The 26845-nt window shown below is 69.1% G+C and carries 32 protein-coding genes; 23 read left to right on the top strand and 9 right to left on the bottom strand.

Annotated features, from left to right (window positions below; translation table 11 throughout):
* Positions 1-5: 5 nt before the first annotated feature.
* A complete protein-coding gene (locus tag DFR72_RS45380) occupies positions 6-1091 on the top strand; it encodes a hypothetical protein (RefSeq protein ID WP_170176163.1) in 1086 nt (361 codons plus the stop codon).
* Between the two features lie 105 nt (positions 1092-1196).
* On the top strand, positions 1197-2003 hold the full coding sequence (locus DFR72_RS07000; RefSeq protein ID WP_090066522.1) for an isocitrate lyase/PEP mutase family protein: 807 nt from the start codon (positions 1197-1199) through the stop codon (positions 2001-2003).
* Here DFR72_RS07000 and DFR72_RS45375 read toward each other — a convergent pair.
* Both DFR72_RS45375 and DFR72_RS06995 read right to left on the bottom strand, forming a co-directional pair.
* Positions 2000-2149: a hypothetical protein gene (locus DFR72_RS45375; RefSeq protein WP_170176162.1), complete on the bottom strand. Its 150-nt coding sequence runs from the start codon at positions 2147-2149 to the stop codon at positions 2000-2002. The two genes, DFR72_RS07000 and DFR72_RS45375, sit on opposite strands and share 4 nt — an antisense overlap.
* Positions 2150-2213: 64 nt before the next feature.
* A complete protein-coding gene (locus tag DFR72_RS06995; RefSeq protein ID WP_090066521.1) occupies positions 2214-3056 on the bottom strand; it encodes a DegV family protein in 843 nt (280 codons plus the stop codon).
* Between the two features lie 215 nt (positions 3057-3271).
* Here DFR72_RS06995 and DFR72_RS06990 point away from each other — a divergent pair, with 215 nt between their 5' ends.
* The 7 genes from DFR72_RS06990 to mnmA all read left to right on the top strand — a co-directional run bounded on the left by DFR72_RS06990 (position 3272) and on the right by mnmA (position 10385).
* Positions 3272-4054, top strand: coding sequence for an electron transfer flavoprotein subunit beta/FixA family protein (locus DFR72_RS06990; protein ID WP_090066520.1), 783 nt, complete (start codon positions 3272-3274; stop codon positions 4052-4054).
* A gap of 12 nt (positions 4055-4066) precedes the next feature.
* Entirely contained in the window at positions 4067-5020 is a 954-nt protein-coding gene (locus DFR72_RS06985; RefSeq protein WP_090066519.1) for an electron transfer flavoprotein subunit alpha/FixB family protein, read from the top strand.
* Positions 5021-5194: 174 nt separating this feature from the next.
* Entirely contained in the window at positions 5195-5968 is a 774-nt protein-coding gene (locus DFR72_RS06980; protein WP_090066518.1) for a GNAT family N-acetyltransferase, read from the top strand.
* Positions 5965-6837 carry a lysophospholipid acyltransferase family protein gene (locus DFR72_RS06975; RefSeq protein ID WP_090066517.1) on the top strand — a complete coding sequence of 291 codons (873 nt, stop codon included), beginning with the start codon at positions 5965-5967 and terminating at the stop codon, positions 6835-6837. Before DFR72_RS06980 ends, DFR72_RS06975 begins: the two co-directional genes overlap by 4 nt.
* A complete protein-coding gene (locus DFR72_RS06970; RefSeq protein WP_090066516.1) occupies positions 6794-8137 on the top strand; it encodes an MFS transporter in 1344 nt (447 codons plus the stop codon). Before DFR72_RS06975 ends, DFR72_RS06970 begins: the two co-directional genes overlap by 44 nt.
* A complete protein-coding gene (locus DFR72_RS06965; RefSeq protein ID WP_090066515.1) occupies positions 8137-9306 on the top strand; it encodes a cysteine desulfurase family protein in 1170 nt (389 codons plus the stop codon). The genes DFR72_RS06970 and DFR72_RS06965 overlap by 1 nt, the downstream gene beginning before the upstream one ends.
* Positions 9303-10385: a tRNA 2-thiouridine(34) synthase MnmA gene (gene mnmA, locus DFR72_RS06960; protein ID WP_090066514.1), complete on the top strand. Its 1083-nt coding sequence runs from the start codon at positions 9303-9305 to the stop codon at positions 10383-10385. The genes DFR72_RS06965 and mnmA overlap by 4 nt, the downstream gene beginning before the upstream one ends.
* Before the next feature lie 229 nt (positions 10386-10614).
* Here the strand turns inward: mnmA and DFR72_RS06955 are convergent, their stop codons facing one another.
* Positions 10615-11466 (bottom strand): serine/threonine dehydratase, encoded by an 852-nt coding sequence (locus tag DFR72_RS06955; RefSeq protein ID WP_090066513.1) that lies wholly within the window; start codon positions 11464-11466, stop codon positions 10615-10617.
* Complete coding sequence (locus DFR72_RS06950) at positions 11463-11966, bottom strand: DUF6584 family protein (protein ID WP_090066512.1); 504 nt, start codon at positions 11964-11966, stop codon at positions 11463-11465. Before DFR72_RS06950 ends, DFR72_RS06955 begins: the two co-directional genes overlap by 4 nt.
* A gap of 36 nt (positions 11967-12002) precedes the next feature.
* Here DFR72_RS06950 and DFR72_RS06945 point away from each other — a divergent pair, with 36 nt between their 5' ends.
* Together DFR72_RS06945 and DFR72_RS06940 are read left to right on the top strand one after the other, a co-directional pair.
* On the top strand, positions 12003-13145 hold the full coding sequence (locus DFR72_RS06945) for a hypothetical protein (RefSeq protein WP_090066511.1): 1143 nt from the start codon (positions 12003-12005) through the stop codon (positions 13143-13145).
* 38 nt (positions 13146-13183) lie between these two features.
* Positions 13184-13582: a hypothetical protein gene (locus DFR72_RS06940; RefSeq protein WP_114773626.1), complete on the top strand. Its 399-nt coding sequence runs from the start codon at positions 13184-13186 to the stop codon at positions 13580-13582.
* Here DFR72_RS06940 and paaI read toward each other — a convergent pair.
* Positions 13521-13907: a hydroxyphenylacetyl-CoA thioesterase PaaI gene (paaI, locus tag DFR72_RS06935; RefSeq protein ID WP_090066509.1), complete on the bottom strand. Its 387-nt coding sequence runs from the start codon at positions 13905-13907 to the stop codon at positions 13521-13523. The genes DFR72_RS06940 and paaI overlap by 62 nt on opposite strands.
* A gap of 444 nt (positions 13908-14351) precedes the next feature.
* Here paaI and DFR72_RS06930 point away from each other — a divergent pair, with 444 nt between their 5' ends.
* The 3 genes from DFR72_RS06930 to DFR72_RS06920 all read left to right on the top strand — a co-directional run bounded on the left by DFR72_RS06930 (position 14352) and on the right by DFR72_RS06920 (position 18486).
* Positions 14352-15353 carry a uroporphyrinogen decarboxylase/cobalamine-independent methonine synthase family protein gene (locus DFR72_RS06930; RefSeq protein WP_245982609.1) on the top strand — a complete coding sequence of 334 codons (1002 nt, stop codon included), beginning with the start codon at positions 14352-14354 and terminating at the stop codon, positions 15351-15353.
* A 92-nt stretch (positions 15354-15445) separates the two neighbouring features.
* Positions 15446-17299, top strand: a complete 1854-nt coding sequence (locus DFR72_RS06925) for a glycoside hydrolase family 9 protein (RefSeq protein ID WP_090066507.1) — start codon at positions 15446-15448, stop codon at positions 17297-17299.
* 38 nt (positions 17300-17337) lie between these two features.
* Positions 17338-18486: a hypothetical protein gene (locus tag DFR72_RS06920; protein WP_090066506.1), complete on the top strand. Its 1149-nt coding sequence runs from the start codon at positions 17338-17340 to the stop codon at positions 18484-18486.
* Here the strand turns inward: DFR72_RS06920 and DFR72_RS06915 are convergent.
* Positions 18473-18952, bottom strand: a complete 480-nt coding sequence (locus DFR72_RS06915) for a GNAT family N-acetyltransferase (protein WP_090066771.1) — start codon at positions 18950-18952, stop codon at positions 18473-18475. The two genes, DFR72_RS06920 and DFR72_RS06915, sit on opposite strands and share 14 nt — an antisense overlap.
* Before the next feature lie 64 nt (positions 18953-19016).
* Between DFR72_RS06915 and DFR72_RS06910 the strand changes: the two genes are divergently transcribed.
* The 6 genes from DFR72_RS06910 to DFR72_RS06885 are packed head-to-tail and all read left to right on the top strand — an operon-like array spanning position 19017 to position 23989.
* Entirely contained in the window at positions 19017-19538 is a 522-nt protein-coding gene (locus tag DFR72_RS06910) for an LppU/SCO3897 family protein (RefSeq protein WP_143086739.1), read from the top strand.
* Positions 19535-20092: a YdeI/OmpD-associated family protein gene (locus DFR72_RS06905; RefSeq protein WP_211335352.1), complete on the top strand. Its 558-nt coding sequence runs from the start codon at positions 19535-19537 to the stop codon at positions 20090-20092. Before DFR72_RS06910 ends, DFR72_RS06905 begins: the two co-directional genes overlap by 4 nt.
* A gap of 5 nt (positions 20093-20097) precedes the next feature.
* Positions 20098-20751 (top strand): hypothetical protein, encoded by a 654-nt coding sequence (locus DFR72_RS06900; protein WP_090066503.1) that lies wholly within the window; start codon positions 20098-20100, stop codon positions 20749-20751.
* A gap of 33 nt (positions 20752-20784) precedes the next feature.
* Positions 20785-22908: an NAD-dependent DNA ligase LigA gene (ligA, locus tag DFR72_RS06895; RefSeq protein ID WP_245982607.1), complete on the top strand. Its 2124-nt coding sequence runs from the start codon at positions 20785-20787 to the stop codon at positions 22906-22908.
* Complete coding sequence (locus tag DFR72_RS06890; RefSeq protein ID WP_090066501.1) at positions 22901-23401, top strand: GNAT family N-acetyltransferase; 501 nt, start codon at positions 22901-22903, stop codon at positions 23399-23401. The genes ligA and DFR72_RS06890 overlap by 8 nt, the downstream gene beginning before the upstream one ends.
* Positions 23402-23461: 60 nt before the next feature.
* Complete coding sequence (locus DFR72_RS06885) at positions 23462-23989, top strand: hypothetical protein (RefSeq protein WP_090066500.1); 528 nt, start codon at positions 23462-23464, stop codon at positions 23987-23989.
* On the opposite strand, the gene DFR72_RS06880 is transcribed toward DFR72_RS06885, so the two are convergent.
* On the bottom strand, positions 23978-24394 hold the full coding sequence (locus DFR72_RS06880) for an SWIM zinc finger family protein (protein ID WP_090066499.1): 417 nt from the start codon (positions 24392-24394) through the stop codon (positions 23978-23980). The genes DFR72_RS06885 and DFR72_RS06880 overlap by 12 nt on opposite strands.
* Before the next feature lie 38 nt (positions 24395-24432).
* Between DFR72_RS06880 and DFR72_RS06875 the strand changes: the two genes are divergently transcribed.
* Entirely contained in the window at positions 24433-24681 is a 249-nt protein-coding gene (locus DFR72_RS06875; RefSeq protein WP_090066498.1) for a hypothetical protein, read from the top strand.
* Between the two features lie 11 nt (positions 24682-24692).
* On the opposite strand, the gene tnpA is transcribed toward DFR72_RS06875, so the two are convergent.
* Entirely contained in the window at positions 24693-24983 is a 291-nt protein-coding gene (tnpA, locus tag DFR72_RS06870) for an IS200/IS605 family transposase (RefSeq protein ID WP_211335351.1), read from the bottom strand.
* A 116-nt stretch (positions 24984-25099) separates the two neighbouring features.
* Between tnpA and DFR72_RS06865 the strand changes: the two genes are divergently transcribed.
* A complete protein-coding gene (locus DFR72_RS06865; RefSeq protein ID WP_090066497.1) occupies positions 25100-26335 on the top strand; it encodes an RNA-guided endonuclease InsQ/TnpB family protein in 1236 nt (411 codons plus the stop codon).
* On the top strand, positions 26299-26553 hold the full coding sequence (locus DFR72_RS06860) for a GNAT family N-acetyltransferase (RefSeq protein ID WP_090066496.1): 255 nt from the start codon (positions 26299-26301) through the stop codon (positions 26551-26553). The genes DFR72_RS06865 and DFR72_RS06860 overlap by 37 nt, the downstream gene beginning before the upstream one ends.
* On the opposite strand, the gene DFR72_RS06855 is transcribed toward DFR72_RS06860, so the two are convergent.
* Complete coding sequence (locus tag DFR72_RS06855; protein ID WP_090066770.1) at positions 26550-26774, bottom strand: hypothetical protein; 225 nt, start codon at positions 26772-26774, stop codon at positions 26550-26552. The two genes, DFR72_RS06860 and DFR72_RS06855, sit on opposite strands and share 4 nt — an antisense overlap.
* Positions 26775-26845: the final 71 nt, after the last annotated feature.

The following is a 26845-nucleotide window of genomic DNA, read 5'->3' as shown; positions in this document are numbered from 1 at the left end:
TCGCAATGGCAGGGGCAGTCGGGATCGTCTTCGGGCTGTGCGTGCTGTCCTTCACTTTGGGGGCGGCCCTCATGTACGTGCTGGTGCGGCGCCGCGAGGACGCCGACTCCCGCGAGCCCGCCCCTTCGAAGGCGCCGGACGAGCGGACGTGGGTGGAGAAGCCCGCCGCGGTCGTGCCGGTGGACGACGAGTACGACTCGCGGCCGATCCACCGCAACCCCGTGATGGGCCTGCCGCAGAGGGAATCGGCGCTGGCGTCGCTGGCCGAGCCGGTGGCGAGGCCCGCGCCGACGGTGAAGTCTGTGACGGTGGCAAAGCCCGCTCCGGTGGCAAAGCCTGTGCTCGCCTCCGAACCCGAGCGGTCGGCTGGGCTTGCGGCGGCCAAGGCCGAGCAGGTGCTCGAGCTGACGCCGGTGGTCGAGTTCGAGCCGGTCACGAAGGCTGAGCCGGTCACGAAGGCTGAGCCGGTCACGAAGGCTGAGCCGGTCACGAAGGCTGAGCCGGTCACGAAGGCTGAGCCGGTCACGAAGGCCGAGCCGGTCACGAAGGCTGAGCCGGTCACGAAGGCCGAGCCGGTCACCAAGGCCGCGCCGGTGCCGAATCCCGCGCCGGTGACGAGGTCCGAGCCCGCGGTGGAGCCCGGACAGCTCGCATCGCCCGAAACTGTCGGTGCTGCTCGATATGATCGGGATGGGGACCTCGTTCCCCCCATGGGGAATTTCGAAGCCCCCGAATCAACCGTAGCGCCGAGCACCGACAGTCCTGAGACCGTCGCGAAGCCCGCCGAACCCACGAAGCCTGCGACGCGCGCCAACCTCACCAAGCCCGCCGAACAGACCAAGCCCGCGCAGCCCGCAGAACCCGCGAAGCACGCAGAACCTGCGGAACCGGAAACCGAGGCACTCGCCAAGGCGACCGTTGAGCCCGCCGAGGAACCCGAGCCAGCCCCGCAGCCCGTCGTCCAGACCGCGCTACCTCAACCCGCCTCCCCCCAGCCCGCCGAACACACGACGTGGGTCGAGCGGGAGGACTTCCGCCAGCGCTACCTGCGGACGTTCGAAGAGGTCCGCCGCAAGGCGGGCAGCAACTAGCCGGCGCGGCAACCAGCGCACCAACCGGCGGGAATGTCGGAAACTCGTCGGTACCTGTCCGATTCTCGCCGGACTTCCACCGCTGCCTGCTGATATCAATCGATCATGACTTCCGCCTCTGATCGAACGAAGCTCTTCCACGCGCTGCACAAGCCGGGCCCGCTCGCCCTCCCCAACGCCTGGGACGTCGCGTCCGCCCTCGTCGTCGAGGCCGCCGGCGCGAAAGCCGTCGCCACCACGAGTGCGGGTGCGGCGTGGAGCCTCGGCGCTGCCGACGGTGACCACATCGCGCGGGACCGGGCTGTCGACCTCGTGGCCAGGATCGTTGCCGCCGTGGGGATTCCGGTGAGTGCGGACATCGAGACCGGGTTCGGTGCCACTGCTGGCGAGGTGGGTGAGACGGTGCGGGCGATCGCCGAGGCGGGGGCGTCCGGGGTGAACATCGAGGACGGGCTCGGTGCCGGTCAGCGCGATGTCGCGGAGCAGGCTGAGCGGTTTGCGGCGGCGCACGAGGCCGCGCCGGAACTGTACGTCAACGCGCGCATCGACACGTTCCTGCGCGGCGTCGGTGATCCGGCCACGAGGCTCGAACGGACGCTGGAGCGCGCCGCGAAGTTCCTCGAGGCCGGGGCCAGCGGCATCTTCGTGCCGGGTGTGACCGATCTGGAGACCGTCGCGGAGCTGGCGAAGGGGATCGCCGCGCCGCTCAACGTTCTCGTGGGGCCCGGCGCGCCCGCCGTCGCCGAGTTCGCGAAGGCGGGCGTGGCGCGGGTCAGCCTCGGCTCTGCGGTGGCCGAGGCCGCCTACGCCGTCGCCAGGCGGGCAGCGGAGGAGATGCTGACCAAGGGCACGTACAGCAGCGTTGAGAACGGCATCGCTTACGGCGACCTCAACGCGCTCTTCAAGAGTTAGTGCTTCTTGCCGCGGAACTTGCGCAGCAGCTGCTCGGCCTGCGCGCGCTTGCGCGGGTCCTGCGCCATCTGCCGTGCCTTCGCTTGCAGCTTGTGGCCCTGCGGACTGCGCAGGAACCTGGTGATCTTGTCCATGAAGCCGGCCATCGGTCCTCCAGGTGTCCGTTACGTCCATTTCAACGGACGAAACCGCTCCCGGAGTTCCCGGCGGTCACACCGGCGAAACGGTGATCCCCAACGCACCTGGGCCCACGTGGGCGCCGATGGCCGAGCTGACCTGCGTCAACATGAACTGGCGGACGTTCGGCACGCTCCGCCGGAGCTTGCGCAGCAGCCGAGATGCCTTCTCCTCGGCGTCGAAGTGCTCCACGGCGACGTCCACGGTGTCGGTGCCCGCGCGCTTGATCGCGATGTCCAGCATCCGGTTGAGCGCGCGGTCGGCGCCGATCACCTTGTCGAGCGGCGTGATCTGGCCGTCGGCCATGGTCAGCAGCGGCTTCATCGACAGCACGCCGCCGACCAGTGCGGCGGCGGCACCGATGCGGCCTCCGCGGCGCAGGTACTCGAGGGTGTCGACGTAGATCAGCTCGGTGGACCTGTCGAAACGGCGCTGCGCGGTCGCGAGCACCTTCTCCACGCTGCCGCCCGCCTCGGCGACCTTCGCGGCGGCCTGGACGGCGTAGCCGATGCTCATCCCGCAGGTGTGCGTGTCCACGACGTGCACGGGCACGCGGACCTTGCCGGCGGCCTCCCGGGCGGCCTCCACGGTCGCGGACTGGCGGCTCGACACGTGCACCGACACGATCGAGCGAACGCCCTGCGCGGCCAGTTCGTTGTAGGTCCAGAAGAACGCGCCGGCATCGGGCGGAATCGTCTCGACGGGCACGTTCGAACGCATTGCCGAGACCAGGTCGGGAACCGGGATGCGGGACTCGTCGTCGGTGTGGTCGCCGATGCGCACCTGGATCTGCACCACTTCGATGCCGAGTTGATCAGTCAGCTGCGCCGGGAGACAAGCGGTGGAGTCTGTCACGATCGCTACTCGCCGGTACATGTCCGCGCAGCGTAGTCGCCTGAATGGGGTAGGTCTCAATTGGTGGCGTCAACGGGTGACAACTGTCACGCTAGCGGGGTGCTTGCTGCTGTTTGCAGGGGTGCTACTGGCGGGTAACATCCGGGTGATGGCAGGGTCGTGAACACCCGGCGGCGCAGTTCTGGAGTCTTCTGCGCAAGCGTCGCCGCCCGTCCGCAGGAGGTCGAAGAGGACCTATGAACATTGTTGTCCTGGTCAAGCAGGTGCCTGACACCTGGTCCGAGCGCAAGCTCACCGACGCCGACCACACCCTTGACCGCGAATCCGCGGATGCCGTGCTCGACGAGATCAACGAGCGCGCCGTCGAAGAGGCTCTTCTGCTGAAGGAAGCCCACGGCGGCGAGGTCACCGTGATCGCGATGGGTCCCGACCGCGCCACCGACGCCATTCGCAAGGCGCTGTCGATGGGTGCGGACAAGGCGATCCACGTGAGCGACGAGGCGCTGCACGGCTCGGACGTGCTGGCGACGGCGAAGGTCCTCGCGAAGGCGATCGGCACGGTCGAGAGCTTCGACCTGGTCATCGCGGGCAACGAGGCCACCGACGGCCGCGCCGGCGCCGTGCCGGCAATTGTCGCCGAGTTGCTCGGCCTGCCGCAGGTCACCCAGCTGCGCAAGGTCACCGTCGAGGGCACCACGATCAAGGGTGAGCGTGAGACCGACGAGGGCGTCGCGTTCCTCGAGGCGTCGCTCCCGGCCGTGGTCTCCGTGACCGAGAAGATCAACGAGCCGCGTTACCCGTCCTTCAAGGGCATCATGGCCGCGAAGAAGAAGCCCGTCTCCACGCTCACCGTGGCGGACCTGGGCATCGACGCGTCCGAGGTCGGCCTGTCCGGCGCGTACACCCAGGTGCAGGAGGCTTCCCCGAAGCCGCCGCGCAGCGCGGGTCAGCGCGTCGAGGACGGTGGCGACGGCGGGTCCAAGATCGCCGAGTTCCTCGTCGGCCAGAAGCTCATCTGAGGGAGGGAAGTCATGTCTGAAGTTCTGGTTCTGGTCGACCACGTCGACGGCGAGGTCAAGAAGGTCAGCTACGAGCTGCTGACGGCCGCGCGCCGCCTGGGCACCCCGGCCGCAGTGGTCGTGGGCGCTCCCGGCACCGCGTCGAAGATCCGCGAGTCGCTGGGCAAGTACGGCGCCGCGAAGGTCTACGCCGTCGAGTCCGACGACGCCGCCGGCTTCCTCACGACCCCGAAGGTCGACGCGCTGGCCGCACTCGTCCCTAACGCGTCCGCGGTGCTCGTCTCCGCGACGATCGAGGGCAAGGAGGTCGCGGGCCGTCTCGCCGCCCGCATCGACTCCGGCTGGCTCGTCGACGTCGTGGACGTCGAGGCCGACGGCACTGGCGTGCAGTCCATCTTCGGTGGCGCGTTCGTCGTCAAGGCGAAGGTCAGCAAGGGCACCCCGGTCATCACCGTCCGCCCCGGCGGCGTCGAGTCCGAGGAGTCCGCGGCGGACGCCGTGCTGGACGAGTCGGTCTCCATCACCGTGGACGCCGCCAAGGCTGCCCGCATCACCTCGCGTGAAGCCGTCGTCGGCGGCGACCGCCCGGAGCTGACCGAGGCCTCGGTCGTCGTCTCCGGTGGCCGCGGCGTCGGCTCGGCCGAGAAGTTCTCCGTCGTCGAGGAGCTCGCCGACTCGCTCGGTGCCGCCGTCGGTGCCTCGCGCGCCGCCGTCGACTCGGGCTACTACCCGCACCAGTTCCAGGTGGGCCAGACCGGTAAGACGGTCTCGCCGCAGCTGTACGTGGCGCTGGGCATCTCCGGTGCCATCCAGCACCGCGCGGGCATGCAGACCTCGAAGACGATCGTCGCGGTCAACAAGGACGCCGAGGCCCCGATCTTCGAGATCGCCGACTTCGGTGTGGTGGGCGACCTGTTCAACGTCGCGCCGCAGCTGACCGAGGACGTCAAGAAGCGCAAGGGCTGAGCACCTCCGGTCCGGCAGAACGGCCGTCCCACCTTCCCGGTGGGGCGGCCGTTCGCCATTTCCGGAAAGCCTGAGCCGGGACTCGGGGCACCACCGTCGGTTAACCCGACTGCCACTGACCGGACATCGTTCTGACCTGCTGCGATTAGCCAACCCGGCTTCACCCTGGTGCCCATGACGCAGCCGGAACTGCTTGTCAGCACCCCCGTCCAGCAGGACGGGAACGCACCCCGCTACTCCCTCCTCGTCGCCAGGGACAGCGACGAGGTAGTCGCCGCGCAGAAACTGCGCTACGAGGTGTTCGCCGGTGAGATGGGGGCGACGCTGCACACCGGCGTGCCCGGCCACGACGTCGACGAGTTCGACGAGTTCTGCGACCACCTCGTGGTGCGCGACGACCGTACCGGCGAGATCGTCGGCGGGTACCGGATGCTGCCGCCTGAGCGTGCCAGGGAGGCCGGGCGGCTCTACGGCGACGGCGAGTTCGACCTGTCCAACCTCGACGGCATCCGCAGCTCCACGGTCGAGACCGGCCGCTCGTGCGTGCACCCCGACCACCGCAACGGTGCCGTCGTCAGCCTCGTGTGGGCCGGTATCGCGCGGTACATGCTGCTCAGCGGCCACAAGTGGCTCGTCGGATGCGCGTCGATCCCGCTGCAGGACGGTGGCGGCCTCGCGGCCGGCGTCTGGGACGCGGTGCACGCCAAGCACTACGCGCCCGAGGAGTACCGGGTCACGCCGCACAACCCGTGGGACGTCGACGCGATCGTGCGGCCGGACAAGACCGTGCTGCCTCCGCTGCTCAAGGGCTACCTGCGGCTCGGCGCCAAGATCTGCGGACGGCCCGCGCTCGACGCGGACTTCGGCGTCGCCGACCTCTTCATCCTGCTCGGCATGGACCAGATGGATCAGCGCTACCTGAAGTTCTTCCTGGGGGAGACGTCATGAGCCACGCCTGGATGCCCGCGTCGCCGTGCGGTGACGGGTGCGTCGGCAGCACGCCCGGTGAGGTCGGCCGGCTCCGGCAGACCTGGCGCGCGGTCATGGCGGTCACCGCGATCCTGTGCGGCGCGTGGATCGCCCTGGCGCTGCTGCTGCCGGGCAAGCAGCGTGAAAGCGTTGTGCGACTGTGGTTCCACGCCATCCTGCGGGCGTTCGGCGTGCGGCTGGAAGTGCACGGCGCCAGGAAGTTCCAGGAGATCCCGAAGCGCGGCGTGCTCGTCGCGAGCAACCACGTGTCATGGCTCGACGAGCTCGCGATCGACTCGGTGCAGCCAGTCAAGATCGTCGCCAAGAAGGACATCAAGAGCTGGCCGGTGCTCGGCCCGATCATCACCGCGGTGGGCACGGTCTACCTCGACCGCGAGAAGCTGCGCGAGCTGCCGCAGACCGTGAACGAGCTGGCCGCGACCCTGCGCAACGGCAGTGCGGTCGCCATCCACGCCGAGGGCACGACGTGGTGCGGGCTCGCGTCCGGGCACTACAAGCCGGCGCTGTTCCAGGCCGCGCTCGACGCCGGTGTGCCGGTGCGGCCGATCGTGCTGCGCTACCGGATCGGCGACCACCTGACGACGCAGCCCGCGTTCGTCGGCAGCGACACCCTGGTCGACTCGATCCGCCGGGTGCTCAAAGCCCGCGATCTGGTCGTCGAGGTCCACGTGCTGGACGAGATCGCTCCCGGAGGTGCCGGATCCCGGCGCGAACTGGCGAAACTTGCCGAAGAGCAATCAATCCGCTTGACCTCGACTCAACTGGAGATTGCACTATCTACAGGTGACAACCACCGCGCCCGCCCCATCACGCCTCTGGTCGCCTGAACGCCGCTGGCCCACGACGGGCATCCTGCTGCTGGTCACGCTCGTCGCCTTCGAGGTGATGGGCGTCGGCACCGCGATGCCGACCATGGTCCGCGAGCTGAAGGGCGAGGCGCTGTACGCGTGGCCGTTCCTCGCGAACCTCGCGGCGAGCGTGATGGCCACGGTCTTCTCCGGACGGCTCTCGGACCGCAGGGGCCCCAAGCCCGCGATCCTGATCGGCGTGGTCCTGTTCCTCGCCGGGCTCGTGGTCGCGGGCATCGCCGAGAACATGACGGTCCTGCTCGCCGGCCGGGTGCTGCAGGGCTTCGGTGTGGGTTTCCTGATCGTCGCGATCTACGTGCTGATCGCGCTCGTCTACCCCGAGGCCGACCGGCCCGCCGTGTTCGGCGCGCTGTCCGCTGCCTGGGTCGTGCCCTCGATGGTGGGGCCTGCCGTCGCGGGGTGGGCGACCGAGCACCTCACGTGGCGGCTGGTGTTCGTCGGCATCGTGCCGTTGGTGCTCATCGGCAGCGTGCTGCTCGTTCCCGTGCTCAAGAAGCTTCCGCCGCACGCCGAGACGCCCCCGCCACGCAAGCACCTGCCCATCGCGGCCGTGGCGGTGGGTCTGGGCGTGGCAGGCCTGAGCTGGTCATTGCAGCACCGCACCTGGTGGATGCTCGTGGTCGCGTTGCTGCTGCTCGCACCGGCACTGCGCATCCTGCTCCCCAAGGGCACGCTCCTGGCCCGGCGCGGCCTCCCGGTCACGATCCTGGCGCGCGGCCTGCTCGCGGGCACGTTCTTCGCGGTGGAGAGCTTCATCCCGCTGACGCTGACCGTCGTGCACGGCTACTCGCCCCTGGAGGCGGGTATCCCGCTCACGCTGAGCGCACTCGGCTGGGCGAGTGCGTCGATGTGGGCGTCGAGGCATCCCGAGATCGAGCGCTACACGCTCGTCCGCTTCGGGTTCCTGCTCTCCGCGACCGGCATCGCGGCCGTGACGCTCATCGCACCCACATGGGGGCCTGCCCACCTGACGCTGGTCTTCTGGGCCGTCGCGGGCGCGGGCATGGGCATCGCGACGTCCAGCGTCGGTGTGCTGATGATGGCCGCATCACCCGAGGCCGACCGGGGTTTCAACTCCGCGGCGCTGCAGATCTCGGACATGCTCTTCTCCGCGACCATGATCGGACTCGGTGGTGTGCTCGTCCTGGCGACGGCGCCGACCGCGGGCGTGGTGGTGCTCAACCTGTCGATGGCGGCGTTGGCGGTGGTGGGAGCGATTCTGACCGGGCCCCGCATGCGGGCTACCCTGAAGGCCTGATGGCTTATCTCGACCACGCGGCCACGACCCCCATGCACCCGCAGGCGGTCGCGGCCATGACCGAGGCGTTGTCCACCACGGGCAACGCCTCGTCGCTGCACACCTCCGGCAGGCGGGCGCGGCGGGCGATCGAGGAAGCCCGCGAGAACATCGCCGACGCCCTGGGCGCCCGGCCGTCCGAGGTGCTGTTCACCGGCGGCGGCACGGAGAGCGACAACCTCGCGGTCAAGGGCATCTACTGGGCCAGTGGCCGTCGTCGGGTGCTGGCCTCGGCCGTGGAGCACCACGCCGTGCTGGACGCCGTCGAGTGGCTCGAACGGCAGGGCGCCGAGGTCACCTGGCTGCCCACCGACCACTTCGGCCGGGTGTCCGCCGAGTCGGTGGCCTACGCACTCGACGACGACGTCGCGCTCGTCACCACGATGTGGGCGAACAACGAGGTCGGCACCATCAACCCCGTGCACGAGATCGCTGCCGTGTGCGCCGCACGCGGTGTGCCGTTCCACACGGACGCGGTGCAGGCCGTCGGCGCGGTCCCGGTCGACTTCGCCGCGTCCGGCGCCTCCGCGCTGACCCTGACCGGCCACAAGGTCGGCGGCCCGTACGGCGTGGGCGTGCTGCTGCTGGCGCGAGACGTGAAGTGCACGCCGTTGATGCACGGCGGCGGCCAGGAACGCGACGTGCGCTCCGGCACCCTCGACGTGCCGTCGATCGTCGGCCTTGCGCGCGCGGTGCGGATCTCGGTGGAGGAACAGGCTTCCCGGGCGCTGGAACTGGCGGCGCTGCGCGACGAGCTGATCGCGTCGGTGCGCGCGGTGGTGCCGGACGTGATCGTGAACGGCGACCCGGTGCACCGCCTGCCCGGCAACGCGCACCTGACGTTCCCCGGCTGCGAGGGCGACAGCCTGCTGATGCTGCTCGACGCACGCGGTGTCGAGTGCTCGACGGGTTCCGCGTGCACGGCCGGTGTCGCGCAACCGAGCCACGTGCTGCTCGCGATGGGCGTCGAACCGGCGTTGGCGCGCGGCTCCCTGAGGTTCTCCCTCGGGCATACGTCGACGCACGTGGACGTTGAGAAGCTGGTGTCGGTCATCGGACCGGTGGTGGAGAGGGCCCGTACGGCGGGCCTGGCAGGCATGAGGCGGTCCCGGAAGGTGGTCAAGCAGTGAAGGTCCTCGCGGCGATGAGCGGTGGTGTCGATTCCGCGGTGGCGGCGGCGCGCGCCGTCGAAGCGGGACACGACGTGACGGGCGTGCACCTGGCGTTGTCGGCGAAGCCCGGCACCCTGCGCACCGGCGCCCGTGGCTGCTGCACCATCGAGGACGCGCACGACGCCCGTCGCGCGGCCGACCTGATGGGCATCCCGTTCTACGTCTGGGACTTCGCCGAGCGCTTCACCGAAGAGGTCGTCGAGGACTTCGTCGCGGAGTACGCGGCCGGCCGCACGCCGAACCCGTGCCTGCGCTGCAACGAGCGGATCAAGTTCGAGGCGTTGCTGGACAAGGCGATCGCCCTCGGCTTCGACGCCGTCTGCACCGGCCACTACGCGCGCCTGGAGATGGTCGACGGTCGTCCCGAGCTGCGCCGTTCCGCCGACCTGGGCAAGGACCAGTCGTACGTGCTGGCGTCATTGACCGCGGAGCAGCTTTCGCACGCGATGTTCCCGCTGGGCGACACGACGAAGGACGACGTGCGCGTCGAGGCGGCGTCACGAGGGTTGTCGGTCGCGAAGAAGCCGGACAGCCACGACATCTGCTTCATCCCGGACGGCGACACGCAGAAGTTCCTGGCGGGGCGCATGGAGACCAAGCCGGGCCTGCTGATCGACGACGCGACCGGGGCGGTGCTGGGCCGGCACGCGGGCGTGCACGAGTTCACCGTGGGACAGCGCAAGGGGCTCGGGATCGACGGTCCCGCCGCCGACGGCCGTCCGCGGTACGTGCTGGCGCTGGAGCCGGTGTCGGGCAACGTGCGGGTCGGAGCGGTCGAAAAGCTCGCGGTGACGGGGATTTCGGCGTCCGCGCCGGTCGCGCACGTCGAGCTCGACGGACCTGTCGAGTGCGTCGCGCAGGTGCGTGCGCACGGCGGCACGGCTCCGGCCGTCGCCGAACTGGTCGACGGCGTGCTGCGGGTGCAGCTGCGCGAACCGCTGAAGGGCGTGGCGCCCGGCCAGGCCGTGGCGATCTACCGCGAGGACGCGGCGGGCGACATCGTCCTGGCCAGCGCCACCATCGACGCGACCAGCTAGGGCCTGCGGGTCCTAATTCGCTTGTAGGGCCGGGAAAGCGGATCTAGCGTTCGCTGCGTGACGTTCATTGACACGGAGTTCGACCTCGCCGCGCGGGCTCGGAGCGCGTTCCGGTGCTTCGTCAGTCCTGTGGACCGTCGGAAGCTGAGCGTTCAGGCCCGTCGCGACGACATGCCGGTGTGGGTCGTGTCGCCGTTGCGCCGGCTGGGGGCGCGCCGGTTCCGCCGGGCTAGCTGGGACGCCACTCCGAGTTCGCTCCGCACAGGAGCACGCAGGGCAGCTCACTCGACACGTCGCCCCTGAGGAACGCCGCGAACGCCGCCGCGCCCGCCGGTTCGACGGCGATCCGGAACTCCTCCCACAGCCGGTCCCGCGCCGAGAGGATCTCCTCGTCGGTGACCAGGGCCGAGGAAACGTTGTGCTGCCGTAGGATTTCCAGCGACAACGAGCCTGCGCGCGTGGCGCCGAGCGCGTCCGCGGCGACGGAGTTCACCACCGAGTCGACGGGTTCGCCGGCGGCCAGCGCGTTGTGCATGGCGCAGCAGTTCTCGGGTTCCACGGCGACGATGCGGCGCCCACCCGAGGCCAGTGCGGCGCCCGCGACGAGTCCGCCGCCCCCGACCGCGACGAAGATCGTGTCGACGTCCGGGGCGTCCTCGACGATCTCCTGGGTGACCGTGGACTGGCCCTCGATCACCGTGGCGTCGTTGTACGCCTCGATGTAGGGCAGATCGAGCTCGCGGGCGGCCGCGGCGGCTTCGGCGTAGGTGTTGCCGTGGCGGATCAGCTTGGCGCCCAACGCTTCGATGCGCCTCGTCTTGGTCTCGGGCGCCGTCACCGGGACGAACACGGTGGCGTGCGCGCCGAGCAGCTGCGCGGCCTGGGCGACGGCGATGCCGTGGTTGCCGCCCGACGCGGTGACGACCTCGGAGAGGTTCAGCGACAGCAGGGTGTTGACCGCGCCGCGGAGCTTGAAGGAGCCGGTGAGCTGCAGGTGCTCCAGCTTGAACACGAGCGGCCGGCCGTCGGCTGACACGCGCATGATCGGGGTGCGGCGGACGTACTGCGACAACGTTCTCATGAGACCAGCTTCCACAAGAACTGCACGAGAGTCACGATGCCCAGCAGGAAACACACCAGGACGAACGTGCCGCCGGCCATGACGATCAGGCAGGCGCCCCAGGACGTCTCCTCGTTCGGGGTGCCGTCCAGGTCCTGCTGGAGCTCCACCCGCGCCTCCTGGTAGAGCGACGCGAGGCGGGTCCGGGCCGTCTCGGTCGGTGCCTCGTCGACGCGGCCCTGCCATGAGAGCGCGACCAGACGCGAGTCCGCGCGGCGGTAGGCGCGTTCGAAGGCCAGGAGTTCGCCGGGATCCCGTTCGTCGGAGAGGTAGGTCCAGCGGCCCGCCTGAGCCGGCTGGCCGAGCACGCGGTAGACCTCGGCGAGCCGTTCCCGCAGGTCGAGCCGTTGCGGGAAGGTGCCCACGAGCCCGGCGACGCGCTGACGTGCGCGAAGCACGCTGGCGAGGTCGCCTCTCTGCAACTCCTCGGCCGCTTTGTGGAGCGTCCGCTCTACCGGCATGAAGATTAGTTTTGCAGGTAGGGCTAGCTTTGACCCGTGTTCGGCCTATCGCTGCTGGTCTCCGGCCTCGCCTGGTGGCTGGGTCTTTACCTGCTCGCCCGCGACCCCCGCAAGCCGCTGTTGTGGTGGGCGGGTGCCGGGATGATCGGCTATTCGGCGGCGGTCGTAGCGCCGAATCCGGTGCTCCTCGCGGTGCCGGCGCTGGCCTGGACGGGTGCGGTCCTTTTGCTCGCGCGACCCGAGTTGATCAGGTGGTGGCTCCTCGCGCTGCTCCCGTTCTTCGCCGCGTCGTTCTTCGTACCGTGGGTCGTATTGCTTCCACTGGCCGCAGCCACGGTCCTAGCCATAAGAAAACGTGCTTACTTTTCACTCGTTGGGGTGATGTTCGGCCTATCGGCAGGTGCGTTCCTGCTGGGACTGCTCCCAGACGCGATCACGCTGCCGTCGCTCGGCCTCGACGTGGTCGTCTTCGGAGTCCTCGTCGCCGTCACGGACGCGGTGGAGGAGGGCGAGGCGATCCGCGCGGACATGCTGCGGTCACTGGTCATCTCGGCCTTCACCGCGGTGCTGTTCGGATCGCAGGTGATCTTCTTCGGCGGACCGGACCTGCTCGTCTTCACCACCGTCGCGGCGGCGATCGCGGTCCAGGTGCTCGCGAACCCGCTCGCGTCCGCGGTCGACCGCCTCGCCCTGCCGGCGGTAGCGGCAGAACGCGCCGAACTCCGCGACGCCGCCGAGGCGTTGCCCAAACGCCGCCCGCTGGTGACCGAGGACGACGCGGAGTTCGCCCGCCTCACCCGCAAGGCGCTCAGCCACTACGGCGATCTCGGAAAGCTCGTCGCCAGCCCGTTGGTCGCACTGACCGACGACGGCCCGCCGCTGGATCGGGCAGCCCAGCTGAAAAGCATGCTGCTCGCGAGCATTCAACGGCTCAAGCCCGTGGACGGCGATTTCGGCACGAGCGACGAATGGCGTTACTACAACGCCGTGTACTTCTACTACGTCAAGGGAATCCGGCCGTATTCCGTCCGGACCAAGCGCGAGGACCTCGACGCGGAAGATCGCCGCGCTCTGCAGTGGTTCGTGACACAGGTGCCGGAACGAACGCTGCACAACTGGCAGAACGCCGCCGCACGCCTGGTCGCGGCCGACCTGATGGCAGGAGTTGGCAGCACTTGACCTGGCTTTGGCAGCGTTGACCGGGCGATCGTCGGGCCATGTTGAAATTCGCCTTGAAACTCGACGGTGTCGCTTCGTTCGCACTGGGTCTGCTGACCCTGCTGATCCGCCCGGAAGTCGGAATGCCGGTGGGCTGGCAGATCGGACTCGGTTCTTTCTGCGTCGTTTACGGCGCGGGCGTGTTCTTCTTGGGAACCCGCGCCACCCCGGACCGCCGAATCGTGCTGCTGGTCATCATCGGCAACCTGGTCTGGGCCGCCGACAGCGTTCTGACCGCGGAACTGGCGTGGTTCCCGCTCACGGGAATCGGCGTGGCACTCGTGCTGGCCCAGGGACTCGCGGTGCTCGGCTTCGCGGTGCTGCAGTTCATCGGCCTCAGGCGCGAAGGGTCCGCGACCGGCCGCGGAACTCAGCCACGATCTCAGTCCCTCGCCTGACCGTGATGTCGTAGATCCCGCTGCGGCCGAACCGGGTCCGTTCCACCGCCTCGGCCACCAGCTCGTCGCCCTCGTGCACGGGCCGGATGAAGTCGATCTCGGCCGTGGCGGCGACGGTGACGGACCCTGCCCTGTTGCAGGCGCAGGCGAACGCGCTGTCCGCCAGCAGGAACACGTAGCCACCGTGCGCGATGCCGTGACCGTTGATCATGTTCTCCGCGACCGTCATCCGCAGCAACGCGTAGCCGTCGCGCAGTTCGACGGGTTCGATGCCCAGGGCGGTGGAGGCCTTGTCGGCGGCGAGCATCTCGGCAGGACCATTCATTCGTGGCAGCGTAATCACTCTCGCGGTGGTGTCACGCGGTGTTCGGATCGACTTACTGTCCGGATGCGTGATCGTTCAACATCGGAGGTGGTCATCGTGGGTGGTTGTTCTTGCTGTGGCGGGTGCACGGGTCCGGGCTGCGGATGCTGCAGCTCTTGCTAACTGCTTCGGATGTGTGAAGGCCGTTGCGGGAACGGAAGTTCCCGCAACGGCCTTTTTCTCGCAGGGGGTCGATTCCCGGGTGCCTGCAGCCTCTTCGCCACCACGGTCACGACGGCCTCTGGTGGGAGTGGTGCAGGACCACGGGGCGCGTCGCGGTCCTGCACCACGTGCAGGGAGGCGCCCACACGTTCAGCGCCTGCTCGATCACGGTAAGTGGCCTGGACCATAGCGTCAATGGGTCTAGACCTCTCCTGTCCGCCGGACAGTGGAACAATTCGGAGGGTGCGTGGAGCAACTGGAATCGGATCACTGCCCGGAACCGACATCGACGAGGCGGCGCGCGTAGTCGTCGGAGAGCTGCCTGAGCTGCCGCACGTCCCGGAGCTGCCTGGCCGGGGAGTGGGCGCGGACATGATCGGCCGCACCGCCGGCCTGCTGGTCGACCTCGCGATCGAGGTCGTCACCTCCGGCTACCGCGTGACCCCGCGTGCCGGCCGCGACCACCGCCGGGCCGTCGACCTGCTGCGCGGTGACCTGGACGCGTTCGACGAGGCGTTGGAACGCGCGGGGGCGCAGCCGGAGACGGTCAAGGTGCAGGCCGTCGGGCCGTGGACGCTGATGTCGAACATCGAACTGATGCGCGGCCACCGCGTGCTCACGGACCCAGGTGCGGTGAAGGAGTTCGCCGCGTCGCTTGCCGAGGGGCTCAAGCAGCACGCTGCCGAGGTCGCCAGGCGCACCAAGGCGAAGGTCGTCGTGCAGCTCGACGAACCGGGGCTGCCCGCCGTGCTGCAGGGGTTGCTGCCGACGCCGTCCCAGCTCGGCACCGTGGCCGCCGTGCCGGGGCCGGACGCGCGCAACGTGCTCGCCACCGTCATCGATGCGTTGAAGGACCACGAGGTGGTGGTGCACTGCTGCGCGCCGCACCCGCCGTTGACGTTGCTCCGCGAGGCGGGCGCTGCGGCGATCGCGTTCGACGCGACGTTGATCAAGGGTGCGGAGGCGCTCGACGAGATCGGCGAGACGTGGCAGGCGGGCACGACGCTGGCGCTCGGGCTGGTGCCGAGCACCGATCCCGGCGTGCCGGTCGCGCTCAAGGACGTCGGGCAGCGGGCGTTCACGCTGGTGGACCGTCTCGGCTTCCCGCGGTCGATCCTCGTCGAGCTGGCGCTGCCGACTCCGACCTGCGGGCTAGCGGGTGCGTCGTCCACTTGGGTCAAACGCGCACTCTCGTTGACGCGTGACCTGTCCTCGGCGTTTTCGGAGCCGCCAGAGGGCTGGTGATGTCCGGTATGTGCGGCTAGTCTGCTGCGAACTATTAGGAAACTTTCTTAACCGAAGGCCGAACGCCGAGGCCTGGACCGGGAGTTCCCAGCATGCGCATCAGACTTGCGGCCCTCGTCGCCGCAGTGCTCACAGGTGTGGTCGTGGCACCTGCACAGGCCGCTCCCACCGGCCAGATCCGGCTGGATCAGGTCGGGTTCGGCACCTCCGAGCAGAAGCACGCCTACGTGCTCGGAGGTGCCGCCGGCACCAAGTTCTCCGTGGTGGACAGCCGCGGCCGGACCGTGCTGACCGGCAGGACGGGCGCCTCGACGGGCTCGTGGAGCGACACGTTCCCCGCGGTGCACCCGATCGACTTCTCCGCGCTGAAGAGGTCGGGGACGTACCGGATCAAGGTCGGCACGACGACCTCGCCGGTGTTCAAGGTCGACTCGCTGAAGAAGCTGTTCTCGCCGGTCGCGCACAACACCGTCGAGTTCTTCCAGGCGCAGCGCGACGGCGCCGACGTCATCCCCGGCCGGCTGAACCGCAAGCCCGCGCACCTCACCGACCGCGAGGCGCTCGTCTACGAGGCTCCGGTGTTCGCGGGCGAGGGCGGCGACCAGATCGCCGCACCGCTCAAGCCCACGGGTGTGAAGGTCGACCTCGAAGGCGGCTGGTTCGACGCCGGTGACTTCGTGAAGTTCACGCACGCCTCGTCGTACTCGACGGCGTCGATGCTGCTGGCGCTGCGCAACAAGCACGACGCCGCGCTGTACAACGAGGCCAAGTTCGGCCTCAAGTGGCTCGACAAGGCGTTCGACGAGAAGACCGGCACGCTCTACGCGCAGGTCGGCATCGGCACCGGATCCGAGGAGTTCGGCTTCGTCGGAGATCACGACGTGTGGCGCCTGCCCGAGGCCGACGACGAGCTGAACGTGAAGCCCGGCGACAGCGAGTACTTCATCAAGCACCGCCCCGTCTTCCGCGCGAACGTCGCCGGCGAGAAGATCAGCCCGAACCTGGTCGGCCGCGTGGCCGGCTCGTTCGCGCTGGCCGCCCAGATCGAGGCCGACCGCAACCCGCGCGCCGCCCGTGCGTACCTGGACAAGGCCGCGCAGCTGTTCGCGCTGGCCAAGACCGAGAACGTCGGCGAGCTCGTGACGGCGTTCCCGCACGCGTACTACCCTGAGGAGTCGTGGACCGACGACATGGAGTTCGGCGCGACGCAGCTCGCGCTGGCCGCCAAGGCGTTGCACGACAAGCGTTACGGGCAGTTCGCCCGCGCGGCCACGCACTGGGCCAAGGAGTTCCTGGCGACGCAGGACCCGGACACGCTCAACGTCTACAACATCTCCGCGCTCGGCCACGCCGACCTCGCGAAGCTGCTGAAGAAGGGCGTCCCGGGCGCCGAGGTCACCGAGAAGCAGATCATCGGCGACATCCAGCGCCAGTTGCAGAAGGGCGCGGACGCGGCCAAGACGTCGCCGTTCCGCACCGCCGCGAACGTCGAGACCTGGGACGTCGGCTCGCGCACGTTCGGCTACATCACCACGGCCGCGCTGTACCAGAAGCTCACCGGCTCGAAGGAGTACGCGACCTTCGGCACGCAGCAGCGCGGCTTCGCCCTCGGCACCAACGCCTGGGGCACCTCGCTGATCGTCGGCGTCGGCACGAAGTTCCCCGAGTGCCCGCACCACCAGGCCGCGAACCTCTCCGGTTCGGTGAACGGTGGCTCGAAGGTGCTGGTCGGCGCCGTGATCAACGGACCGAACGACGCGACGCTGTTCGGTGACCTCGGTGAGATGCCGCCAGGTTCCGTCAGCTGCACCAAGCCGTACACGGTCGAGTTCAACTCCGCGAAGTCCGTGTTCGCCGACGACCTGCGCTCGTGGCCGAGCTCCGAGCCGGCCATCGACTTCACGGCGACGGGCGTGCTCGGCTTCTCGCTGATCGCCCACTCCTGAGTGGCACCGGCGCGGGCCCGGGTGTCCAATTCGGACTTGTGCTCAGGCTCGCGCTGGTCTTCGTCCTGCTCATGTCCGGTACCGCGCATGCGTTGCCGTTGGACGTGAGGTGCCGAGTTCCCGGCGTGCACGACGCGGACGTCATCCGCGCCGTGCACGCCGTTGGTCTTTCTCTGCGCGTGAGCGACAAGGTGATGCTCGCCGGGTTCGAGGCCGGGTGGGTCGAGTCGCGCATGAACAACCTGTCGTGCGGCGACCGCGACTCGCTGGGCGTGTTCCAGCAGCGGCCGTCGATGGGGTGGGGGACGCCCGAGCAGATCATGGACGTGTCCTACGCGGCGCGGCGGTTCTTCGAGTACGCGGTGCGCGTGGACCGGCCGGAGCTCTCCGCCGGGCTGCTCGCCGACGCGGTGCAGCGGTCCTGCTGCCCGGAGCGGTACGACCAGGCGGAAACGCGCGCCGGGTCGATGCTGAGGCAGGCGTGGCAGGGCGGCCCCGAGGTCGTCGGCGGTGTCGTCCACGTGGTGCTGGACGGTGACGTCTGGGCCGACGGCACGCGGCTGAGCACCTCGGGTGACTTCGTCGGACGGCCTTCGGTGGCCGGGCGCACCGTGTACGCGCGGACGGCTCGAGGCGAGGTCAGGGCGTTGGCGGGCGGCACCGCACGGCTCGTGGCCACGGGCGTGGCCGGTGACCCCGAAGCGGTGGCTCGTCCCGGCGGAACTGTGGACCTGTACGCCGTGCTGGCCGACGGCAGCGTCGCAAAAGTGTCGGACCTGCCTGAGATGATTGGGATGGGGGGCGGATCCCCCCAGAGGGCCCGCCAGTCCGGATCGATTCCGAGCTGGCAGGCGCTGAGCCCGGCCGGCTTCGCGGCGGGCAAGCCGTCCGCCGTCGCCTTCCCGGACGGCTCCGTGGCCGTGTACGTCAGGTCCGGCGACAGGCTCGTGGCCAGTGCTGCCGGAATGTGGCGCGAAATAGCCCAGTCCCTCGAAGCCTCACCCGAGGTGGTTCTCCGTCCAGACGGGACGGTCGGCGTCCACACCCTGATCGGCGGACGCCCGCACCGCCTCACCACCACCTGGGAACCGTTGGGCGAAGGCCGTTTCATCGACACCGTGTCCGCCCAGCCCGATGGCACGGTCTACGCGCGCACGGCCGAAGGCGCAGTGCTCAGAGCCGGTTGAACGGCTCCGCGTACCGGAACGCCCCCGCGGGCACGTCGCCGAACAGCCGCGCCTGGAAGTGCGGCCCCCACGCGGGATCCGGCGGCGTGATCCCGAACTCCGAGGCGAGCCGGAAGCCGAACCGCGAGTAGTAGCCGGGGTCACCCAGGAGGATGACCGCGCGCTCGCCGCGAGCCTCAGCGGCACCGAGAACCGCGTGCATCAACGCCGACCCGATGCCGCCGCGTTGGTGCGAGGGATGCACGGCGATCGGCCCGAGCCCGAGAGCGGGCACCTCGCCGACGTACCCGCGCGTGCACACCACGTGCCCGAGCACCCCGTCCGCCACCAGCGACAACTCCGGGATCCAGCCCTCGTCCCCGCGCAACCAGTCGATCAACGGAGCCTCCGGCCCGTCCTTGAACGCGAGGTTCGTGACGGTGCGGATGGCGTCGATGTCTGCGGGTGTCTCCCGCCGGATCAGCATGAGCCGCACTGTGGCCAAACCCGTCGCCGCGCGCCACCCGGTTTCCGCCGCCATACTCCGCAGCGTGGTCGTGAGACAGACCTTGATGGTGTGCGTACTTGCCGTGCTGGCCTATCTCGGCGTGGGGTGGGCGTTCAGCGGAACCGACGAACCCGCCCAGTCGGCGCCGGAGTCCCTGCTCCTCACCGACTACTCCAAGGCGGCCGAAGGCAGCTGCGTGAAGTTCAGCGGTCCCGGCGAGAACGACCAGGGCCTCACGGTCGTCGACTGCCGGGGCGGCCGCGCCGCGCTGAAGGTCGGGACCGTGCTGACCGAGACGAGCGGCAAATGTCCGCGCGGCGACTACAAGGTGTTGCGCGACACCAGGCACAACGCGGCGCTGTGCCTGCTGCCCAACGCCGAGCGCGGCGACTGCTTCGAGCTCGACACCGACGACCTGCAGAGGTCCGTGGTGTCCAAGTTCGACTGCGCCGCGCCACGGGCGAACGTGCAAGTGGTCGACATAGCTGAGGAAAGTTGCCCCGAACAGGCCGAACTCGGTGTTCCCTATGAGGACATGACGCTGTGCCTGAGGAGGGTGCGTTGATCGTCTTCGAAGGTCCCGCCGAGTTCGACGCCTGGCTGCACGAGAACGGCGCGAACGAGACCGAGCTGTGGCTCAAGTACGCGAAGAAGGCCTCGGGGATCAAGACGATCACCTATGGCGAGGCGCTCGACATCGCCCTGTGCCACGGGTGGATCGATGGACTCACACGGTCGATCGACGAGACCTACTACTCGCAGCGCTGGACGCCGCGTACGGCACGGAGCAAGTGGTCCAAGCGCAACTGCGCCAAGGTCGAGGAGCTCATCGCGGCCGGCAAGATGCTGCCCGCCGGGCTCGCCGAGATCGAGAAGGCCAAAGCGGACGGACGCTGGGACGCGGCCTACGCGGGACCGGCGACGATCGAGGTGCCGGACGACCTCACCGAAGCGTTGGCGGCCAACCCCAAGGCAGCCGAGTTCTTCAAGACGCTCAACAGCCAGAACAGGTACGCCGTGCTGCTGCGCATCCACGACGCGAAGAGGCCGGAGACACGGCAGAAGCGCATCGCTCAGTTCGTTGAGATGCTGGCGGACGGACGCAAGCTCTACTCTTGAGAATCATGAAGTGGTTCCGCCGCCGCAAAGCCGAAGAGGTCGCCCCGACCCACCTGCCGACCGCCGAGGAAGCGGCACAACGCTTCTGGGAACGGTGGTTCGAGCTGGTACCCGTGGTCAGCGCGGCGCTCGGCGACGGTGAACCCCATCGCGTCGAGGACGAGCTCAACGAGTTGGTGAGCGGGCTGCACCCAGACCTGGTGTTCTCGCTCGAACAGGGCCACCTGGCCATGTACGCGCTGGTGATCACGGGCCAGGAAGACCCGAGGCTGCGCCCGTACACCGATGCGTGGATCAACGCCGCGCCACCGTCGGACATGGTGTGGGAGTTCCACGACTCCGTGCCGCCGGTGCCCGACCCGACCGAGGTGGTCGTGAACCTCGGCCAGGTGCGGATGCGGCTGGGCGACTACCGAGTGGTGGCCCAGGTCGACGGTGACGTCGTGGACGTCGCGGTCTACCACCCGGCGCTGGCCGATCTGAGCGACCAGCACCGGCAGACGATGACGTTCCTGCCCCTCGACGTCACTCTGGGCGAGCGGCTGGCGGGGGAACGGCTGCGGCGCGTGGAGACCGCGGAACTGGAGCCGCAGGGCACGATCAGCCTGCTGGAGCTGCGGTCCCTGGTGCGCGAACTCGCCGGGCAGGCGGAGCGCTGAGAACTGTCGGACCTGGTCACTAAGCTGTGGGACGTGACCAGCGAGAGCCTTGAAGACGTCCCCGCAGAGGTGCGCGAGCGGCATGCCGTGCTCGCGGAAGAGGTGCGCTCGCACCAGTTCCGCTACTACGTGCTGGACGACCCGATCGTCACCGATGGTGAGTTCGACGCGATGCTCAAGCAGCTGGAGGCGCTGGAGGCCGAGCATCCCGGCCTCGCCACGCCCGAGTCGCCGACGCAGCTCGTCGGCGGCACGTTCTCGACCGAGTTCAAGGCGGTCGACCACCTGGAGCGCATGCTCAGCCTGGACAACGTCTTCGCGCAGGACGAGCTGACGGGCTGGTTCGAGCGCGTCGGCAAGGAGATCGGCATCGGCACGCACTTCCTGTGCGAGCTGAAGATCGACGGCCTCGCGATCAACCTCCTCTACGAGAAGGGCCGGCTGACGCGGGCGCTCACCCGCGGCGACGGCCGCACGGGCGAGGACGTGACGCTGAACGTCCGCACGATCGCGGACGTCCCGGTGGTGCTGAAGGGGTCCGCCGAGTACCCGGTGCCCGACCTGGTCGAGGTGCGCGGCGAGGTCTTCTTCGCGGTCGACGACTTCCTGGCGCTCAACGCCTCGCTGGTCGAGCAGGGCAAGCCGCCGTTCGCGAACCCGCGCAACACCGCCGCCGGGTCGTTGCGGCAGAAGGACCCCAAGGTCACGGCCTCGCGCAAGCTGCGGATGATCTGCCACGGCATCGGCAAGACCCAGGGCTTCGACGCCGCCCGCCAGTCGCTCGCCTACGAGGCGCTGAAGTCGTGGGGCCTGCCGGTCTCCTCGCACACCGAGGTGCTCACCGACCCGGCGGACGTGCGCAGGAAGGTCGAGTACTGGGGCGAGCACCGGCACGACGCGGTCCACGAGATCGACGGCCTCGTGGTCAAGGTCGACGAGGTGTCGCTGCAGCGGCGCCTGGGCACGACGTCGCGTGCCCCGAGGTGGGCCATCGCGTACAAGTACCCGCCGGAGGAGGCCACCACCACCCTGCTCGACATCCAGGTCCAGGTGGGCCGCACCGGCCGGGTGACGCCGTTCGCGGTGATGGAGCCGGTGAAGGTGGCCGGCTCGACGGTCGCGCGGGCCACGCTGCACAACGGGTCGGAGGTCAAGCGCAAGGGCGTGCTGATCGGCGACCGCATCGTCATCCGCAAGGCGGGCGACGTGATCCCCGAGGTGCTCGGCCCGGTGCTGGCCGCGCGCCCGGCCGACGCGCGCGAGTTCGAGATGCCGACGAGGTGTCCCGAGTGCAACTCGGTGCTTCGGCCCATGAAGGAGGGCGACGTCGACATCCGCTGCCCCAATGCGGAGACGTGCCCGGGCCAGCTGCGCGAACGCCTGGCGTACCTGGCCTCCCGCGCCGCGCTCGACATCGAGGTGCTCGGCTACGAGGCGGCCGCGGCGATCACCGAGTCCACCGTCTACACCAACGAGGCCGACCTGTTCGACCTCGACGCCGAGGCGTTGCGGCAGGTCGAGCGCTTCACGACGAAGAACGGCGAGCTGTCCGCGAACGCGCTGAAGCTGATCGACAACCTGGAGGCGGCGAAGGAGCGTCCTCTGTGGAGGGTGCTGGTCGCGCTGTCGATCCGCCACGTCGGCCCGACGGCCGCCCGCGCGCTGGCCCAGCAGTTCGGCTCGATGGACGCGATCCTCGAGGCCGAGGAGGAGGCCCTCGCCGGCGCCGAGGGCGTCGGCCAGACCATCGCGACGGCCGTGGTCGAGTGGCGCGAAACGGAGTGGCGCCAAGGCGTCGTCGAGCGCTGGCGAGCCGCGGGCGTGCGGATGGAGGACGAGCGCGACGCGTCCATCGTGCGCAACCTCGAAGGCCTGTCCATCGTGGTCACCGGCTCGCTGACGGAGTACTCGCGCGACTCGGCCAAGGAGTCGATCCTCGCCCGCGGCGGCAAGGCGGCGGGCTCGGTCTCCAAGAAAACCGCTTTCGTGGTGGTCGGCGACTCGCCAGGATCCAAGTACGACAAGGCCATCTCGCTGAAGGTGCCGGTGCTCGACGAGGCCGGCTTCCGCGTCCTGCTGGAGCAGGGCCCCGACGCGGCGCGGGAGGTGGCCCTTCCGGTCGAAGACGGCTCAGTGGAAGAAGGCGCAGATGGCTGACCTGATCATCCGCCCGGCGACGGAGGCCGACCTGCAGGCGGTCGGTTCCGTCACGCTCGAGGCCTACGTCGCCGACGGCGTAGTGGGTGCCCATGACAACTACGCGAGCGTCCTCGCGGACGCCGAGTCCCGCTTCCGCGACGCCGAACTGCTCGTCGCTCAAGACGAGTCGGGCACCGTCCTGGGCTCAGTGACGGTGGTGCGCCCCGGCACGCCGTACGCGGAGATCTCACGGCCGGGCGAGCTGGAATTCCGCATGCTGGCGGTGTCGGCGGCGGCGCGCGGCCGTGGCGTCGGCGAAGCTCTGGTGCGGGCGGTGTTCGACAAGGCGCGTACGGCGGGCGCGACCCACGTCGTCCTGTCGTCGTCGGAGAAAATGCTCGCGGCGCACCGGTTGTACGAGCGGCTGGGTTTCACGCGGCTGCCGGAGCGGGACTGGGCGCCGCTGCCGGGCGTGAACCTGATGGCGTACGCGTGCGGAACGCCGCTCTGAGCAACCCGCGTTCGCGGCCGTGCGTCCAACAGGACAACTGCCGCGGATGGGGGTTCGCGAATGAGATGGGTCTTTCTGCTGCTCGTACCGGTGTTGCCGGCGGCTGCCTCGGCGGCACCGGCGCACCTGCCGGACAACGACCGCCGGCAGTTGGAGGCTCTGACCCAGCGCTACTTCGAACGCCGGGCGGACAAGATCACCACCCGCCCGCAGGCACCGGGCTTCGGCGTGCCCACGACGGAGGCGTTCGCGGCCCAGTTGCAGATCGACGAGGCCAGGCTGGCCGACCGCCGTGCCCGGTACGGCACTTCCACCTTCGGCGCCTACTCGCACGCGAAGGTCGGCACCGAGCTGAAGCGGGTCGTGGTGGCTCAGGACGGCAGTGTCGTCGTCCACGTCCAGGAGGTGACCGAACTGCACTTCGCCAAGCCAGGCGGCGTCACGCACAGCGCGTTCGGCATGGGCCACGTCCTGATCTTCGACCGCACCCCCGCCGGCTGGACGCTGGCGGCCGCGATGCACCCACCGGGCTCCGTGTGCAAGGTTCCGCCGGAAACGCAGTTCTGCGGCATCCACTCAGCGCGATGACATGATCCGCGCCCGCAGCTCGGGGTCACCCGCCGCCTGCTCGTACAGCAGTTCGCGCAGCACCTCGGGCGGCAGGGTTCTCAGCACGTCCTTGAGTTCCACGTCCTCGGCGTCCGGCGGCGGCACCGTCTCGCCCCGGTCGAGCAACACCAGCCCGACAGCCACGCAATGCTTGCAGAAGAACCCCTCGGACCCGTGCGGACAGCTGCACGCCCCCACCAGATGAGTCCCCGACCACGACAGTTGCACCGCGTACGCGTCCTCGTCACCACCCCGCACCCGCGCTGCCACGTGCCGGCTGTGCACCCGCAGGGACAGCACCGCTTCGCGGTAGGTCAGGCCGCGCCAGTACGACTTGGTACCCGCTCGGTGCAGCAGCAGCTCGGTGCTGAGGGTCGTCGACACGGGGGTCATCCAACCGGGTGACCGCAGAAAGGATCAACATGATCGCGATCGGCCCACTCGAACCCGCGGACCGAGCCAGGTGGCAGGAGCTCTTCGAGGGTTACAACACCTTCTACGAACGCACACTGCCAGCGGAAACCTACGACGAGAAGTGGGAAGCGTTCCAGGCGAACAAGAACATCCACGCCCTATGCGCCCGCGTGGACGGCACCCTCGCCGGCATCACGCACTTCTTCAAGCACCCCAGCACGTCCGGCCCGGAGGTCTGCTGCCGAAGTGCGGGCTAGTGCGCCGGGATTCAGCCCGGTGGTGAAGGTCCGCGCGGGGAAACCGCTCTCGGCCGGGCGTGCTCTAGGCGTTGTGCCCGCCAGTGATGGCGGGCGAGTTCGGGGAATTCCTGGGGCATGCGGCGGGACGAGACGCCTTTGAGGGAGTTGACCAGCTTGGATATCGCGACCTTGGCCGGCATGTTCACCAGCAGGTGGACGTGGTTGGTCTCGCCGTTGAACTCGTTCGGTTCCGCTTCGAAGTCGGCGCAGACCGCCCGCATGATCTCGTACAGCCGGGTCAGGTGCCGGTTGCTGAACACCGGTGTGCCGGTACTTCGTCACGAAGACCAAATGCGTGTGAAGCGCGAAAACACAGTGTCGGTCAGTGCGAACACCAACTGGATTTTCCATGAAACCAGCAGAATAGAATGCTGCTGTGCAGTTGCGGTACAACTTCCGTATTTGTCCGACGCCAGGTCAGCGGGACACGTTGGCGCGGGCGTTCGGTTGTGCGCGGGTGGTGTTCAACGACGCGCTGCACGCACGCCGGACGGCGCACGGGAACGGCGTGCCGTACCTGTCGGACGGGGAGTTGTCCAAGCGGGTCATCACCCTGGCCAAGACGACGCCGCAGCGGGCGTGGCTGGGTGAGGTGTCGGCTGTGGTGTTGCAGCAGGCGCTGGCGGATCTCAACGTCGCGTATCGCAACTTCTTCGCCTCGGTCACGGGCACACGCAAGGGACGGAAGGTGGCGCCGCCTCGGTTCCGGTCGCGTAAGGACAACCGGCAGACGATCCGGTTCACCCGCAATGCCCGTTTTGCGGTGCTGGGAAATGGGCGGCTGCGGTTGCCGAAGATCGGTGATCTGGATGTGCGCTGGTCGCGTGAGCTGCCCGCCGAACCATCCTCGGTGACGATCGTGAAGGACGCGGCCGGCCGGTACTTCGCCTCGTTCGTCGTCGCGTCGAAGCAGGACGAGACGTTGCCGGCAGCCAGTTCCGAGGTCGGTATCGACCTGGGTCTGACGCATTTCGCGGTGCTCTCGGATGGCACGAAGGTGGCGGCGCCGAGGTTTCTGCGCCAGGCGGCGCGCAGGCTGCGGCGACTGCAGAAGTCGCTGAGCCGCAAGGTCAAGGGCTCCAGCAATCGCAGGAAGGCCGTCGTGAAGGTTGCCCGCGCGCACGCGAAGGTGGCTGACACGCGGCGGGACTGGCAGCACAAGCTGTCCTCGGCGATCATCCGCGACAACCAAGCGGTGTACGTCGAGGACCTGTGCGTGGCCGGTCTGGGGCGCACCAGGCTCGCCAAGTCCGTGCACGATGCCGGATGGGCGGCTTTCTCCAGCATGCTGGAGTACAAGGCGGCCCGATACGGACGCGGGTTCGCCCGGATCGACCGATGGCTGCCGACCTCGCAGACCTGCTCGGAGTGCGGACGTATCGACGGGCCGAAGCCGCTGTCCGTGCGGTCGTGGACGTGCCCGTGCGGTGCCGTCCATGACCGGGACATCAACGCCGCCAAGAACGTGCTCGCCGCCGGACAGGCGGAGAGCCCAAACGACCGTGGAGCGCAGGTAAGACCAGCACTCGTGCTGGCACCGCGCCGTGAAACGGTAACCCGCCCGGACGCCGCGCGATCCACGCGCAGCGTGGAGGGAATCTTCGTCCTTTAGGGCGGAGAGGATGTCAACTGCAGGACCTCTTCACCGCCCCCGAGGCACGCGGCCGAGGCGTCGGCCGCGCGCTCATCGAGGCGGTGGCGGATTGGGCGGAGCAGCAGGCCTGCTGCCGCGTCTACTGGCACACCAGCGAGTGGAACGAGACCGCCCGCGGGCTCTACGACCAGGTCGCGGAGAAGACGGCGTTCGTCCACTGCCGAATCGTGCTCTAACGAGCCGTCGTCTCCAGGTCCAGCAACGTCACGGCCGCGCGGAAGTACTTGTTGGTGCCCAGGTCCCGCACGGTCTTGATGTTGAACGCGGCCTTCAGCTTCTCCGCGTCGCCGGGGCTCACGCCCTGCAGCGCGTCGACCGGGGCGTCCAGGATCTCGGTGAGCGGGAGGTTCTCGTAGGCCTTGTCGAGGAGCATGTCGAGGTTCACGGTGATGGCCATGATCTTCATACCTCCAGAGGTGGGGCGATCACGGCAGATTCTGGAGTCAGATCCGGTATTCCGCAGTACGA

The organism is Lentzea flaviverrucosa, assembly GCF_003350445.1.
GTDB lineage: Bacteria > Actinomycetota > Actinomycetes > Mycobacteriales > Pseudonocardiaceae > Lentzea > Lentzea californiensis.
This window is presented reverse-complemented; position numbering and strand designations above follow the sequence as displayed.